The sequence below is a fragment of the Providencia sp. AGC89 genome (genome assembly GCF_053543535.1).
In genome coordinates, this window is record NZ_JBIXLP010000067.1 from 110,193 (window position 1) to 125,732 (window position 15,540).

Annotated in this window: 16 protein-coding genes and 1 pseudogene; 15 read left to right on the top strand and 2 right to left on the bottom strand. The window is 34.4% G+C overall.

The features are described from left to right. Positions 1–142: 142 nt before the first annotated feature. From ACIPUA_RS13630 to ACIPUA_RS13640, 3 genes are all read left to right on the top strand, one after another. Positions 143–1,168: a threonine aldolase family protein gene (locus tag ACIPUA_RS13630; protein ID WP_042843772.1), complete on the top strand. Its 1,026-nt coding sequence runs from the start codon at positions 143–145 to the stop codon at positions 1,166–1,168. Between the two features lie 394 nt (positions 1,169–1,562). After that, positions 1,563–2,024, top strand: a complete 462-nt coding sequence (locus ACIPUA_RS13635) for a YaiI/YqxD family protein (RefSeq protein ID WP_042843771.1) — start codon at positions 1,563–1,565, stop codon at positions 2,022–2,024. A gap of 107 nt (positions 2,025–2,131) precedes the next feature. Continuing rightward, positions 2,132–2,776: a LysE family transporter gene (locus ACIPUA_RS13640; RefSeq protein ID WP_129465918.1), complete on the top strand. Its 645-nt coding sequence runs from the start codon at positions 2,132–2,134 to the stop codon at positions 2,774–2,776. 62 nt (positions 2,777–2,838) lie between these two features. Here the strand turns inward: ACIPUA_RS13640 and mnmH are convergent, their stop codons facing one another. Beyond that, entirely contained in the window at positions 2,839–3,930 is a 1,092-nt protein-coding gene (gene mnmH / locus ACIPUA_RS13645; protein ID WP_449059791.1) for a tRNA 2-selenouridine(34) synthase MnmH, read from the bottom strand. 159 nt (positions 3,931–4,089) lie between these two features. Between mnmH and ACIPUA_RS13650 the strand changes: the two genes are divergently transcribed. Further along, positions 4,090–4,353 (top strand): DUF3811 domain-containing protein, encoded by a 264-nt coding sequence (locus ACIPUA_RS13650; RefSeq protein ID WP_042843769.1) that lies wholly within the window; start codon positions 4,090–4,092, stop codon positions 4,351–4,353. A 125-nt stretch (positions 4,354–4,478) separates the two neighbouring features. On the opposite strand, the gene ACIPUA_RS13655 is transcribed toward ACIPUA_RS13650, so the two are convergent. Further along, positions 4,479–4,730, bottom strand: a complete 252-nt coding sequence (locus tag ACIPUA_RS13655) for a hypothetical protein (protein ID WP_042843768.1) — start codon at positions 4,728–4,730, stop codon at positions 4,479–4,481. Positions 4,731–5,362: 632 nt separating this feature from the next. Between ACIPUA_RS13655 and ACIPUA_RS13660 the strand changes: the two genes are divergently transcribed. The 11 genes and pseudogenes from ACIPUA_RS13660 to ACIPUA_RS13710 all read left to right on the top strand — a co-directional run. Then, a complete protein-coding gene (locus ACIPUA_RS13660) occupies positions 5,363–6,097 on the top strand; it encodes a type IV pilus major pilin (protein WP_042843767.1) in 735 nt (244 codons plus the stop codon). Positions 6,098–6,162: 65 nt separating this feature from the next. After that, on the top strand, positions 6,163–7,812 hold the full coding sequence (locus tag ACIPUA_RS13665) for a prepilin-type N-terminal cleavage/methylation domain-containing protein (protein WP_226693202.1): 1,650 nt from the start codon (positions 6,163–6,165) through the stop codon (positions 7,810–7,812). Positions 7,813–7,830: 18 nt separating this feature from the next. Beyond that, positions 7,831–8,283: a TcpQ domain-containing protein gene (locus ACIPUA_RS13670; RefSeq protein WP_226693201.1), complete on the top strand. Its 453-nt coding sequence runs from the start codon at positions 7,831–7,833 to the stop codon at positions 8,281–8,283. Between the two features lie 15 nt (positions 8,284–8,298). After that, on the top strand, positions 8,299–9,774 hold the full coding sequence (locus ACIPUA_RS13675; protein WP_042843765.1) for a hypothetical protein: 1,476 nt from the start codon (positions 8,299–8,301) through the stop codon (positions 9,772–9,774). A 3-nt stretch (positions 9,775–9,777) separates the two neighbouring features. Further along, the gene (locus tag ACIPUA_RS13680; protein WP_071548096.1) at positions 9,778–10,320 is read left to right on the top strand and encodes a hypothetical protein; all 543 of its coding nucleotides are present in this window, start codon (positions 9,778–9,780) and stop codon (positions 10,318–10,320) included. Positions 10,321–10,330: 10 nt separating this feature from the next. After that, the gene (locus tag ACIPUA_RS13685; RefSeq protein WP_449059787.1) at positions 10,331–11,152 is read left to right on the top strand and encodes a hypothetical protein; all 822 of its coding nucleotides are present in this window, start codon (positions 10,331–10,333) and stop codon (positions 11,150–11,152) included. After that, entirely contained in the window at positions 11,140–11,655 is a 516-nt protein-coding gene (locus tag ACIPUA_RS13690; RefSeq protein ID WP_071548098.1) for a hypothetical protein, read from the top strand. The genes ACIPUA_RS13685 and ACIPUA_RS13690 overlap by 13 nt, the downstream gene beginning before the upstream one ends. A 173-nt stretch (positions 11,656–11,828) precedes the next feature. Beyond that, positions 11,829–13,202 carry an ATPase, T2SS/T4P/T4SS family gene (locus tag ACIPUA_RS13695; protein WP_210814873.1) on the top strand — a complete coding sequence of 458 codons (1,374 nt, stop codon included), beginning with the start codon at positions 11,829–11,831 and terminating at the stop codon, positions 13,200–13,202. Next, positions 13,186–14,214, top strand: a complete 1,029-nt coding sequence (locus tag ACIPUA_RS13700; protein ID WP_042843760.1) for a type II secretion system F family protein — start codon at positions 13,186–13,188, stop codon at positions 14,212–14,214. Before ACIPUA_RS13695 ends, ACIPUA_RS13700 begins: the two co-directional genes overlap by 17 nt. A gap of 14 nt (positions 14,215–14,228) precedes the next feature. Beyond that, positions 14,229–15,119 (top strand): hypothetical protein, encoded by an 891-nt coding sequence (locus ACIPUA_RS13705; RefSeq protein WP_449059788.1) that lies wholly within the window; start codon positions 14,229–14,231, stop codon positions 15,117–15,119. A gap of 34 nt (positions 15,120–15,153) precedes the next feature. Then, positions 15,154–15,540, top strand: a pseudogene (locus ACIPUA_RS13710) (IS1 family transposase); the annotation flags it as partial.

The following is a 15,540-nucleotide window of genomic DNA, read 5'->3' on the forward strand; positions in this document are numbered from 1 at the left end:
CTGCATATTTAGCTTCAGAAAATTGAAAGCTACGTAAGCAACTTGAAACGCATCCCAATAAAAATTTTGTTGAATAATTAATAAGATACACCTATAAATAGTGGCTATAAAATGGTTTTGTCCAGTATTAATAGGTGAATGAATGTATAGCTTCTTAAATGATTACAATGAAATAGCCCATCCAGCAGTGATGAAAACCCTGAATGACTTAGCAGGAAAACGTTTTAAAGGTTACGGCACAGATGAAATTTGTTCTCGGGTCACTGAGCAAGTTAAAGCACGTATTGGACAACCTGATGCGGATATTCATTTTTTTAATGGCGGCACTGTTACCAATTTAACCGTGATCTCCCATGCTTTACGCCCGCACCAAGCGGTGATCGCTGTTGATAGTGGGCATGTAGCTACGCATGAAACTGGTGCGATCGAAGCAACGGGGCATAAGGTGATTACGGTGAGCTCACCATCAGGGAAATTAACGCCAACACTGGTTGCGAATGTGCTGGCTGAGCATAATGATGAACACAGTGTGCAGCCAAAATTAGTGTATATCAGTAATTCGACAGAAATAGGCACCGTTTACCGTAAACATGAGTTACTTGCATTACGTGAGGTTTGCGATAAGCATGGGTTACTCCTTTTTTTAGATGGCGCGCGTCTTGCATCGGGGTTAATGTCTAAAGCAAGTGATTTAACCATTGAAGATATTGCTGCAGTCACAGATGTTTTCTACATTGGCGGTACAAAAATAGGGGCTTTAACGGGGGAAATACTGGTTATTTTGAACCCAGCATTAAAATCTGATTTTCGTTATAGCATCAAGCAAAAAGGGGGGTTACAAGCTAAAGGTTGGTTATTGGCCGCACAGTTTGAGCCACTGTTTAATAATGAGCTATATTTTGAGCTTGGTCATCACCTTAATGAGATGGCATCTCAGTTAGCCTTATTTTTTGAGGAACAAGGGTTTGAGTTTTTAGCTCCCGTTGAATCAAACCAAGTTTTCGTTATTTTACCAAACAGCCTTGCTGATAATTTATTAAAGCATTACCAACTGAGCAAAATTGGTAACCCCACAACGGAAACAACGTGCGTACGGTTTTGTACGGCTTGGTCAACAACCCAGCAAGATATCGATAAATTTAAACAAGTTTTTCATACATTAAGTTAAAAATACAGTCAGTAAACCAGTCGATAACCTTATTTTATTGGTTGCTCTATCCTGTTATTTTTACGTATAACGGGCTGTTCAATGAGCTACTTTAGTTAATGTTATCGGTTGGTGTTATCTGTTGTCGATATACTATCTGAGACTTAAAAGAAGAGGCCACTGTGACTGGCCGCAACAAAATTATGATGGCGTAGACACCAATACAGAAAATAAATACGTTTATTTTTAAAACCCTGAGTATGGTGGGGTAACCTGACATAAAATAGTGATGAAATTGTCAATATTGTATCCTGTTTTCATCTGTTCTAGTTGACTCGCTTATAAATCCACACTCGTTGTTTCTATTCTCTGTTATAATCATGAGCCCTATTTTTTGACTATTCTGGATACAATAATGGTAATTTGGGTTGATGCGGATGCCTGTCCTAAAGTAATTAAGGAAATTTTATACCGTGCGGCGGATAGGGAAAATGTGCAAATAACGTTTGTTGCCAATCAGCGCTTAACAGTTCCACCATCACCGTTTTTAAAAACGTTGCAAGTTTCTGCAGGTTTTGACGTTGCGGATAATGAAATTGTCTTACGTGCACAAGTAGGCGACCTTGTTGTTACGGCGGATATACCGTTAGCCGCAGAGGTGATGGAAAAAGGAGCTTCTGCCTTGAATCCGCGTGGGGAGCGTTATAGTGAGGCGACGATCCGTGAACGCCTTAATATACGTGATTTTATGGATACCATGCGGGCAAGTGGCGTTCAAACAGGGGGGCCTGCAAGTTTAAATCAACGTGATAGGCAGCAATTTGCAAATGAGTTAGACAAATGGTTATTACACCGTAAAAAGTCATTAAGTCTATAATAGGAAATAAATTTGCTGATTTAGCTCAGAAAACATGCAAATTAAAATAGAGTTGCTAATAATCTTATGTCTATAATGGTTATCCCTAAATTTTTGAATACAAAATTATGGACCCTTTGCACAGCATTATTATCACTCTATTTTTGTTTGTCTTAACTTTTTTTAACCCTGGCGCAAACCTGTTTATTGTTGTGCAAACAACATTAAGTTCGGGTAAAAAAGCGGGGTTAACTTGTGGTTATGGTGTTGTATTGGGTAATGCGATTTATTCCGGGTTAGGTCTATTTGGTTTAGTTACCCTAATGTCTGAATTTGGTTCATTATTTTCATTGATCAAAATTCTTGGTGGTTTATACCTGTTTTACTATGCCATAACCGTTTTTAAAAATAGGACACAGCTTAATTTATCTACAGAAAACATTGTCGAAAGCTTTCCTTCCGGTGTTTATTTCAGGCGGGGGGTGATTTCTGATTTATCTAATCCGCAAACAGTTTTGTTTTTCATGAGTATTTTCTCAACAACTATTTCACCTTCTACTCCTTTATGGACCAAGCTCGTCATTTGGTTCGGCATTATCATCGCATCATTAATATGGCGAATCATTTTATGCCAAACTTTCTCGATGACGTCAGTCAGAAGAATGTATTCACGCATTCATAAAATAGTAGGAAAAGCGGTTGGTATAGTACTAGGTACGCTAGCATCAAGGCTCATTTACCAAGGTGTAACTGAACTTGTTGTTAAAAGATAGCAGATGACAACTATACAGTTTCACCGTTTTGAGCATGGGATTTGTATGATATGGATCTAAAATCAGTGCTGAGACGTTAGCCAATATTCAACTTCTTCATAAGTTCCACGAAAAATAATCCGCTGTTGTTTTTTGCTTAATTGGTAGAGATACATAGGGTCATAATATTCATTGAGTAAAGGGCATAACCAAGAATAGTGTGCTTGAGTGTCACCTGTCACTTTTTGTTCTGCAAGAGCAAGATCTAATAAGCGAGTTAATTCAATTGCACGCTGTGAACCTAAACGCTTACGAATAGCAAAGAGACCGTGGTGTAAATATTCGCTGTATTCTTGCCAGCCTTTTTCCTCCCCAAATACATTAAGAAATTCATGTGTCATACGGTCGAAGTATTCCTGTTTAAGGCGTTCGAGCCGTACATCAAAGGGGTCTTCAACCACCGCAATAGTAGCAGAGTCCATTTGACTTTTGAGTACACTGGGTAGGCTATTAGAACCAATTGCACGACCTTCATCCTCTAAAACCCAGCGGTTATGATGTTCTGCTTTTTTCAGTAGCATAACTGCCAAATGATTTTCAAATGTGGCTTGAGGAAATTGGGGTTGTAATGTGCGACCAAAAGACGACCCGCGATGATGAGCAATTCCTTCTAAATCAATCCCATTTGCTAAGTTATGAACAAGCGTTGTTTTGCCATTACCAGTACAGCCACCAATTAAAATTATAGGCCGTAGTGTTAATTCATTGATTGCATCAATTGCGGCTTGCCGTAATACTTTGTAGCCTCCTGCAACGAGAGGGTATTCAATACCAATGTCTTTTAACCATGATTGAACGATATGCGACCGCATTCCACCCCTAGCACAGCAAATATAGCCACTTTTATGGCTGAGACAGGCTTCTTTCCAAGCAGCTAAGCGTGCTTCTTTTATCTCACCACTCACAAGCTGATGCCCAAATGTGAGTGCTTGATGAGACCCTTCTTGTTTATAGCAAGTGCCAACTGCTTTGCGTTCATCATCATTCATTAAAGGGATATTAATCGCACTTGGCATCGAACCTTGTTGAAATTCGATAGGAGCCCTGACATCAATTAACGTGCTGTCAGTCGCCAGTAATTGCCGAATATTTTTTGAAGAGGGAGTTAATTCCATAATAACTGTGGTATTCATTAAAGTTGCAATAAGGCTAACTATACTCCTAATCTTATCACTTGGCACTTAATGTTAAGATTAAAAAGGCTTAATAGTACTTTGGCGTATAATGATGCTATATTGATGTTGGGTATTTCAATATGAGTAAGGGGCGAGACAATGAAGATGTTAACCATCCAAGAGATGACCGAAACTCAAAAGATGCAAGTTCGTAGTAAGTTGGCGCAAGAAAGAAAAAAACTTGGCCGTGAATTAACCAACTCTGAGCAAAATAAAGTCAAAAAGCAAATCATTACCGAAATATCTATTGAAGTTGATAAGCAAGCAAAGAAACTTCGAGCACAAAAGAAAAAAGATAAATTAATACCAAGTGACCAAACTTACAGTTGGTCTTCGGCAAACCATAAAAAAGGTTATCGATAACTAATTATTAGTAAGAATAGTTAGTAGGTTATTTTATTTGTTAGTGTAGTTAAAAATAAAAAATCGCGTATTTGAACATAAATAAATACGCGATTTTTTATTAGGTTAAAACGTTAAATATAATTCTATGAATCTAATCGAGAGACATCACAAATGATTTTTTCTTTTAACGCTTCGATTAGATATGAAGAGAAGGAGAGGGAGGTATACCCTTCATTTTTAATATTTTCAAATGCATCAATATATATCATAGGAACTTGTATTAATTTTGCCTTTTTCAAATCTTGTTTAGCAATTGGTGCAGGTTTTGAATTAATAGTAGACTCATGATTAGAGCTAAATGAAGTGCCAGTAAAGGATAATTTTGGATATGTCATGTTTATAGTCTCATATCAGGGCTATTTACCATACAACTAACGATAGTAATAGCGGTAATTGGTAGTAAAAGTAGTGTTTCGACTAAAAAACAGAATTACTCAAGTGATAATAAATAAGCAATATACAAAGCACGTTTATTATCCCGAATGGGAGTATTTAGCCGAATAAAGAGTAAAATATATTAATATTATTTAATTGTATATATTTAATCGGTAGTATTCGCATAAATAATGTAACTGAATATTTCTTATTAAATTAAAATAGATTAGGAATAATCCTAATCTCTGTGTTTTTATATACTGAATAGATAAATAGTGCATACATATTAAATATGCTTTATGTATAAGATATTAAATAAAAGTTAATAAAGATTACAAGGTGATTACGACAATTAAATTTATAATAATAAAACCATGTTGACTGAAAAATAATTTGAACTAATAATTATTGCAATGAGAGGTAGTGATAAAAGGATACGGCCAATAAACATTTAATATAAACAAAATAAAATCTTGAAAGGTAATAAATAGAGTTACTATTAATAAAGAGAGTAACTAATTTAAATAATATATAATTTATCAATGTTATTGAATTTATAAAAATATATCAAATCAATATTTGAGGAATAACTATGTTCAAAGTGTATCAGCAGACTCAAAATTTAAAAATGAAACTCCTAAAAAAAGTATCTAAATATCACGAAGTAAAAAATCAGCGTGGTATGACATTACTCGAAATTATCATTGTATTAGGCATTGTCGGAACAATTGCAGCAGGTGTCGTCGTATTAGCACAACGTGCATTCGATAGCCGTGCAATCTCAGACTTAGTGAGCAATACAAACTCAATACGTATTGCAGCTAAAGAAGCTTATCAACGCGCTCCAGGTTACCCAGCAGAGGCAGGAACAGATTCTGCGAACTATACATTTGAGTCAATTAAAGACGCAAAAGAATCTACAGCAATTGTGGCACGCTTAGTTCAGTTAGGCAAAGTTTCGACAGACGAAGCGCGTAATAATATTTCTAATAACTTTATTGCGATCTCTGGAGCCATGACAGTAACGGGGCAGCCAGCAACGGGGCTGCGTGGGTTTGTTGTGGAATTAAATGGACTTAATCAAGAGCAGTGCCGTGCGGTTATTTCCCAATCAGGAAATTTATGGGATTACGTTGAAGTCGGTGTAGCAGCAGCTGGAGCAAGTAGCTTGACTGCAACACCAAAAAATCTCGCTGTAGAAATAACAGATGATTCACCTATCCTGCGCTCATTGCATGCCGATGGTAATAAAAACATTAAGCCAGATGACATCGCAACAGTTTGTGTCGATTCGCCAACTAACGCAGTTATTTTAGGTAGTCGTTAATAAATAGAGACTAATAACTCGCTAATAAAACCTCTCTTTAATTAGAGAGGTTTTGAGAAATAAAGATGAAAAAAAGTAAAATAGCAGGTTATTCATTACTTGAAGTTATTATCGTCCTTGGAATTATTGGTGTGATAATGGTTCCATTGAGCCGCTTTATTATTAATAGAATTGAAGATAACCGTCGCCAACAAATTTCAGATACAATCGTTGATGAAATGTATCGTTTTATAGACTTTGTTAATAGTGACGAACTAGAAACAATAGATGGGAACCTCAAGCGAAATCCTTTATTTCAAATAGGAAATAAAAAGCCAGAATACAGTAAGCGTGTGAGTAACTATAAAATTGAAGATGAGTTAACTCATGATAATTTACACTTTAATTGGGGAAGTGGCATTGGAAGTGAACGTAATTACTTTACCGATGAAACTTGTCAAGGAAGCCTACTTGAATTATCACTAAAAAAAGAATTTTTGAAATGTACAATTGACCCTTTAATTAGCCAACAGCCTGTTTTATCTATAGAAAGAATTGATCTTATTGGTGACACCAAAAGAAAAACAATTGAAAGAACTGATTTTATCGCAATGTACCACCCACAGAAAGAAGAAGAAAATTTATATGTTGATAATTTATATAATAATTTCATGCAATCATTTAAAGATAAGTCCCTATATTTAATTCAAGCAGATATGGTTTTTAAAGAAAAAGAAGATAATGAAAACACTAATTGGCAGTTATTAAAGAGAAATAATAAGAATATCAAGTTTGGGGAGTTAGCGCTAAATGCTGATGCTTTGAGTAATGATAATTATAATTATGGAATACGTTTTAGCTTCAATAGTAAAGCAGGGAAATATTTAAAATCAGATGGTTCCGTTAATACTGACAAATTGTGTTGGAATACGAAAAATAGTCAATATGGTCCTTGCTTGATGGCAAAAGATGAAAATAAACTTGTACTAACAAGTGGCGCTCTAGATAAAAATGAAAAAATGCCTGCTTTATGTTGGGATACTCAAAATAAAGCAAAATCTGTTTGTTTAGAATTGAAAGAATTACCCGAAGACTTCAGTATAACGGATGCTCAATATTTAGATGACAGTAATTTTATACTCACCAAAGAAGATAATAAAGGCAATCAAGTAGCAGGAACATTAGTCGCTAATGTAGTTATTGAAGATAGTCATTATGAAGGCTCTAAATTAGTCAAAGAATATCGTACCGTCCCTGAAGTAAGTTATCACAGTTTTACAGGCAATAATAAGAGCATGATTGTTGGTGAGAATTATGTTGGAGATGATCTCAAAGAGGATGGGGTCATTACTATACCAAGAAAGTTATGTCCGGTAGTTAATGACGTAAGGTTATGGCCAAGGTTGACAGTCGCAGTTTCATCAATGGCGCCAGTTGTATTTGATGATGAAAAAAATATTTTAGATGTTGACCTCTCTCACGAGTCGAGTACAAGAATAAACAAAATAAAACACGTAGGGCTATCGGCAGGCGTCGTATTACAGGCTAGACACGGTTATGTTGTAGGTACAGCAACGACACCATTTCAACCGACTTGGATTATAAGTGCATCATTAGGTGTAAATAATCCAGAGAACGGGGATTCCAGTACTTATGTTAACCCTAAATCATTATCAATTATGGCAGTTGAATGGTGCAGTTCAATTAAAGGGGATTATTCTACTTCATATGATTAGTAATAAGGTATTCATATAATGAAATATAAAATGAGCGTGTTTATTTTATGTAGTTTAGCTTTCTCTTCTATTGCTAACTCAACAATAGGTCAACAAGGGTGGGTTAATTTAAAACCGATGAAAGAAATTAAATCGGTTTCTGATTCATCAAAAACTGAACAGAAAAATATCAATATAGAACAAATGACTGGTGATAAAAAAGAGGGTGAAGAGCAACGGGAGGTTATGAGTCATTTAATACTAAAGAAAAATGAGCTTTTAAGCCAAAGTATTGAAGAGTGGACAAAATTCAATGGCATTGATTTTATTTGGAATAGCCCAAAAGATATTGTCATTTTTAATGAGATCACAATTGATGGTACAGATAGGATACAAGTTTTAGAAAAATTAGGTAAACAACTGTCTTACCAAAAAGCAGGGTTTTATTTGAAGTTTTATGAAGAAAACAATGTTCTCGTGATTGATAATTGATAAGTAGAAAATACAATGAAAATGTGTAAATTGGTTTATATTCTATTGCCATTACTGCTTCAAGGATGTAGTAGTTTTTTTGAAGAAAAATATAATGACAAAGAATTATTTGATAGAGTAACTGACCTTCAAGATATTGATAGTAGCAAACAAGAGACATTTTTATCTCTAGGTACATCATATTTAGGAAAAGAAGTCAGTTACGATCGTCAGCAGAAAAAAGTACTCGATAAAGAAATTAATTTGACAACTTATGCACCAGTTAACATTTATACCGTATTAGAAATGTTAGGTGAACAAATGGAAATTACCTATAAAGTTGATGCGAGTACTCCTCAAGAGTTGGCTGAGAAAGCTACGGCTGGTGAGGATATATTAAAAAACACAGTATATACTATTAATTTTAAAGGTAATCTAGACGAATTTATTGGTTATTTATCAAATTTGTATGATGTAAGTATTCAACTGAAGAAGAATAATTTACTAGAGGTTAACTTATATTCAAACTTTGCGATCAACCTTGATTATTATGGGACAGATAATAACTATGAAGCTAGTTTAGATATATCAAGTAATGAGGCAGCCTCATCTAGCGGATTAAAAGGTAAATCAACAACCTCATTTAAATCCTCGTTCTGGGCAGATGTGAAAGATATGATGGATAAATATATCTCTTCAGGGGTATATAATATATTTCAAGACTCATCTATTTTGACGTTTGTTGGAAGGCAATCAGAATACAATCATGTCAATAAGGTTCTAGAGCAATACAAACAAGCAAATAGCCGTCAATTTGTTGTTAGCTATAAAATTTATATACTCGACAAGTCAAAATCTAAAAACTTAGAAGCAGAGTTGGGTTTTTCTTACAACAGTGGTGGTACGCAAGTCGGGTTTAATCAAAGTTTGCTGACTAAGTTAACTGGAAGTCTTAATGCTAATTCAAATTTTCATGGTGGTGAAAATGCCAAATTTCGCTTAGCCGCACAACTTGACGCTGTTTATAATTTAACTGGAAGTAAAATTTTGCAAAGTGGGTCTTTTATTACTCGTAATAATATGCCAATCCCGCTAAATTTAACTAAGACTCAACATTATGTATCTGGCATGACTTCAACTAAAAATGCCAATATGGATATTACTGAGAATCAGTTAACAACCGATCAAATTGTGACAGGGAGCAGTTTTATTATTACTCCGAGAGCCTTATCTGATGGGAAAATTGAAGTTGCTAGTGGATTTACACGTAAAAATCTGATTGGCATAGAAAAATTTGATAATGTTCAACTGCCTAATTATACAACAACGGAAATGTTTAATACTTCTGTAATTAAACCGGGTGATTTACTGATCGTTGGTAAATATGATGAAAATACAGAATCTGATGGACAAAAGGCAGGTATTTTATCAGCTATCTTAAAAAGTGAAGATGCGAATTCAACTATTATTATGATTGTAGGGATAGACAATTACTTTTCAATTAATGAGTAAGCCATGACATTAGCAGAGTTACTAAAGAATAAGCTGACTATTGGTGGTATATGGATTGATTCGAGCCAAACAGAAGAGCATCGGCATCGATTTTGGCTTGAGTCAACCAAAAAAAAATGTAGGAAAATTAGGTATAAAACTCGTAATGGTATGAAGGAAGTGTTATTTCCTAAGCAAGTGAAATTACACGAAATATTAGCTTTATATATTAAAGAACTTTATGGCGATGGCATGTTTTATGCTCCTATAGTTGAGGGTGATATTACACATTATTATTTAATATGCATTAAAGATGATTGTGTAATCTCTCCAATAGATACAATCATAACGGAGGGAATGCTCTCCTATATTTTGAGTCAAAAAGATACATCAATATATGGCTCTTTAGATGTGACGGTTATTAATGATGATATATTTGATGCAATTTATGAAGAGTATTTGAATCAGGAAAAAAAGTATCGTAATACAATCATTAAAGTTTCAGCGGCAATTGCTTGTGGGATAAGCATATTCACAATCATTATTTATATTCTATCCTTATATTAGGGTTATTAGTATGAAAGATATTCTTTCTGGCTGGCGTGAGCATGGCTTATTGAAAAGTAAGTATATGCTAATCATTAGTATTGTAATAGTATTAATTATCACCATTTCTGGTGTAATGTATTATTTACATTATAAAAAAACAGAAAAAGAGGCATTAGAAAAACAACAGCAGCAGTTAGTTCTCAATGATAAAAAGAAAATTACAAATTTTTATTTATCTCAGTTTCATGGGTATCAAGCTGATGATCTTATCATTATATTAAAAAAAATTTTACTCAGTAGTTATGCATTTACAGCAAGTGGCTTCAATGAGGATATGTTTACTTGTAATGAAGATAACTGTCAATTTTCATACAAATTAAAGCCTGGTGCTATTTTTAATGTTCAAGATAAATTTTTTTTCAATGAACGCTACGAAGGGATTATTAGCCCAGATAGCTTGGATTTTTCTAATTTACAATTGAAATATACTGATAATAGATTGGAAAATAAAATAACTTCTCCTGAGGCAAAATTGCATGTACCTACTTGCAATGACTATATAAACTATGTTTATGCATACAATTCATCAAAAGATAACGAGAAAAAAAAGATAAAATTAAATGAATTACCATCTTCCTCTGTGTCAAATATAGAAAGTAAATATTCAGGGTATCCAGATAGCCATAATTTGTTATTTGCAAAATTTGAAATGACTTTTAAAAATAACCCATTGGAAATTAGTTACTTATTAAACGGTCAACCTTATATTGATTATTATGTTTTTAAATCAATAGAGAAATTAGATGTTAACAATATTAAAGTTACAGGAGTTTTTGCATGCAAAAGATAATGTTTTCTATTTTAACATTAGGTATAAGCCTACAGTTCGCTTATGCAGATCCGCAAGCAGAAAGTATAGAATTACCAAACATTGAAAATAAAGAAGTATCAATTGAACAAAAAAATATTGTTGACTTAATGCAACGAAATCTTCAATTTGAATCAGAAAAATTACATATTGAAAATCAAATTACGCTAGCTAAGTTAAAAAAAGAACTAAAAGAGGTCAATGAAATTTTAAATGAGTCTCCTAGTCAAGAAACTGTAGCAACCAAGGAAATGGATAATGATGTCGAGGAGCAACGAATTAATGAACTGATGGATACTCCCGTTAAACCAATGGATAAGCCAAAAGTTATTATGATTTCTTATGTTGCGGGTATAAAAAAAATAGGGGTGGTGAATAGTGAGAATAGCCGCATTTCTTTTGTTAGTGAGAATAAACCATTTAGTATGAATGGAATGCGATATCGAGTTATTCTAAAAAACAATCAATATAAAGTTGTAGATTAATAATGTTCCAATCAATTGATTTTATTAACATAAATTGTATTGAAGGTGGGGTGAAGGCATTAGAAAAATGCCACTTTGAGTTGCTTGAAAAAAATTTAATCATTGTTGATTATAATAAATCCAAGTATTTAGTTATCAATAAAATTAAGATTGATAAACTAGAGAGTATATATATGGATTTATATTATACGCGTTCAGTTTATAAGAAAAATATTTGTGGGTTTATGTTGAGTACTGAATCTCAATATTACCAAATTATTGAAAAAGCAACTCGAGATAAGAGCAGTAACCTATTATATGAAACCAGTGATGTCCAAAAAGAACTAGAAAGTTTATTGCAGGTTGCCGTTGATACTGGGGCGAGTGATTTACATATTACTCGTGGGGATGTTATTTCAAAAGTAGAGTTTAGGGTTAATGGCTCTTTAATTTTATATTCTCAGTTAACATCTGCTAGTTGTGATGAATTGGTGTTTGTATTGTATAACGTTGAAGCGACGACTAAAGAGACAACATGGAATCGCCAACAACCGCAAAGTGCCAATATTTTGTATGATTTGAAAGGTAAAAAATACCGGTTTCGTTATGCACATTTCCCAATATTTGGAGAGACAAGTGATTGTTATCATTGTGTATTGAGAATTATACCTGCTTCTATAGATACTAACCCTAACCCTCAATTGGAGAGTACAGGGTTATCTGAGGTAGAAATTGAAGATATTAAATCAATACTAAGTAATCCATATGGTGCTTATTTTATTGCAGGAACAACGGGGTCGGGGAAATCAACAACATTAAAGACAGTTATTGAATGGCTACAAATAAATCGGTTTAACAACAAAGGTTGTTTTTTAACGGTGGAAGACCCCGTTGAATATTATATCTATGGTACCAAACAAAGTTCAGTATTAGATGTCGATGGTGGAGGGTTTCATTCCGCGATTAAATCCGCATTACGTCGTGATCCAGATGTACTTATGATAGGTGAAATACGAGATAAAATTTCAGCTAATGCATTATCTGGTGCAGTTGAAAGTGGCCATTATTGTTTCACAACCGTTCACGCAGGGAGCATTGTAACATTATTACAGCGGCTATCGGCACTCGGTATTACAGGAGACAAACTATGTACACCTGGTTTTATTGCGGGCCTACAGTGTCAAAAGTTAATGCCAGTACTATGTTCGCACTGTAAAAAATCAGAGCTTGCCATTTTCGGTTCCCGGGAAATTGAAATATCAGTGCTTAACCAAGATGGCTGCCAGCATTGCAAATATACGGGTATCAAAGGACGTAAACTCGTTATCGAATATATGCGGCCATCAATTGATGAATTATCTGCAATAGCGAAAAATAATTGGCTTGAAGCGTATATGCACTGGCGTAAAAAAAGGCTAATTGGAAAAGGAATTGGTGAGGGGTTTCAAATTAAAGAAAAAACGCTGTTATTAGTAATTGAAAATAAAGTTTGTTACCACTGGTTTACTCATGAATTTGGCGCTATTCCAGCAGAAGATATGGAGGTAATTTTTGAAAAAATTCACTAAATCTCAGCGATTATATTTATATCAATTTTGTGCTGATATGATTAACTCTAACCTTCCGATTTATGATTCAATCATAAAACTAAAAAAAGAAGGGGAAACGGTTATAGGCAAAGGGTTTGTCAATAAATTGAATTATTTATTAGACAAAATGGCGAATAAAGAATCTATTGCATCCGTTTTTGATGGGATGGTACCAAAGAGTGAATTAAGTTTAATCTATTCTTCAGAGAAAAGTGGGGCACTTGCCAATGGCTTTACCAGTATCGTTGAGGTTATTAAATATAAAGACCAATTAATGTCAAAAGTCATCAAATCAATAACATTTCCTTTGATTATGTTGGCTTTATCTTTAATTGTGATTGCAGGTTATGCGGTCAAAGTTTTCCCTGCCTTTGAACGAGTACTACCGGTTACGCGTTGGCCTGTTGTGACCAGTTCATTATATGAATTTGGCTTGGCTTTATATAATGGGTTATGGGTTTATATTTTAGTAGCAGTCATCCTATTAACGATAATAACTAGGGTTATTATGGCAAATGTAACTGGGTTATTTAGGGATAGGTTTATGGACAGAGTAGTACCATTTTCTACTTTCAAACAATTAAATGCTTCTATTATATTAAATAGTTTGTCAGGGATGTTAAAAAATAAAATCCCTATTAATGATGCATTGACAATATTGAGTTTAAACGCCAATAGATGGTTAAAAAGTCATATTAATATTATGAAAGTTAATATGGCCAAAGGTCAAAACTACGGAGAAGCGCTGAATACAGGGTTATTAAATGTACATGAGCTTTTGAATATTAGTTTGTATTCCGCATTACCATCATTTCATGATGTATTAACATCAGTATCTGAAAAGTCAAAAATTAATATTAATGACAAAATGGATAAGCTTGCAGGATTATTAAAATCATTTTCAACATTAATATTAGGCGGTTGTGTCATCTGGGTGTTTATTGCACTATTTTCGTTATCAGATCAGTTATCTAAGATGTCCCAAATGTAAGTGAGAGGTTAATAATGAAAAAAGTAATTTTTTGTACCGTGTTGCTGCTGCCCATAATAGCGGTTGCTAAAACAACAAAAGGTGTTAATTATATTAATAACACTGCTTCTAATCCAATAATGTCGGTTTGTGCTAATACATCGACGCCATTACCTATATTTATTTCTACATTACGTGATTTTGGTTTAACATCTAAATTTAGTAATCGAGTAAATGTATCGGTTACCGCAGAATATTGGACTGAAGAAGAACGGGGTATTCCTATAAAAATTGCTAATTTTTTTGCAATGGATACGATACGGAAACCTGATGGTAGAACGCCGTTACTTGGGAATTATTCTACAAAAAAAGAGGTTTCGCCCATACCGATGAGCGCAAGAGAGTACAGTGGTATGTCAATCTCGGATGCAGGTTTGGGAAAACCCACAAAAACTGATCGGAAACGTACTTTTGAGTCTTATAATAGCCAAATACTCTATATCAAAAATCGAGGTGTTTACAACGCTAACTATTTTCCAAGGCAGCAAGCTGCACCAACTACTTATGGCGGTAGTGAATACTTTCGACAACCTGACGATATTATTTGGTTACCCGGACGCGCAATAAAAAAACTGACAATTCATATTTATGATTCAAACCCACCAGCATCTCCACCCGAACTAAAAGGGAGACCGGCACCTACAGTTACATTTGAGTGGAAAGCCAAAACAGGTTATAACCCAAAATCATCTGTTCCGCCTATACTGGAATTAACAAGTGTGACTTATTCTGGACAAGGTAATAGTTCTTGGGGGTCGGAATCTGCATCAGATAATGATATTGACAAGACGCTATACGGTAATGCAAGTGTATTAAGTAGCATAACATTAGGGGAAAAATGGTCATGTATTCAATCCGGTGATTAACCTGTAATATAGGGTAATTTATCGGAGAATATTCATGGCTAAAGTCGATGTAAGGTGCCCATTTTGTCAACAAACGCTCCCAGTGAAAAAACATGGATTAGGTAGCACTGGTCATCAACGTTATCGTTGCCAAGATTGCTGCCGAAGCTTCCAACTCGATTATAAATATCGTGCTTGCCAACCCGGAACTAAAGATAAAATTATCGACCTCACGATGAATAATGCCGGTATTCGTGATACTGCTAGGGCCCTTCATATCAGCATTAATGCGGTTGTTCGTACTTTAAAAAACTCTCGCCGAAGCAGGTAACGTCTTTACCGCTTGATAATTTGCACATTGAACTCCTTTGTGAAGTCGATGAACAGTGGTCTTTTGTGGCTAATAAGAAACAACAACGCTGGCTTTGGTATGCCTGGGAAC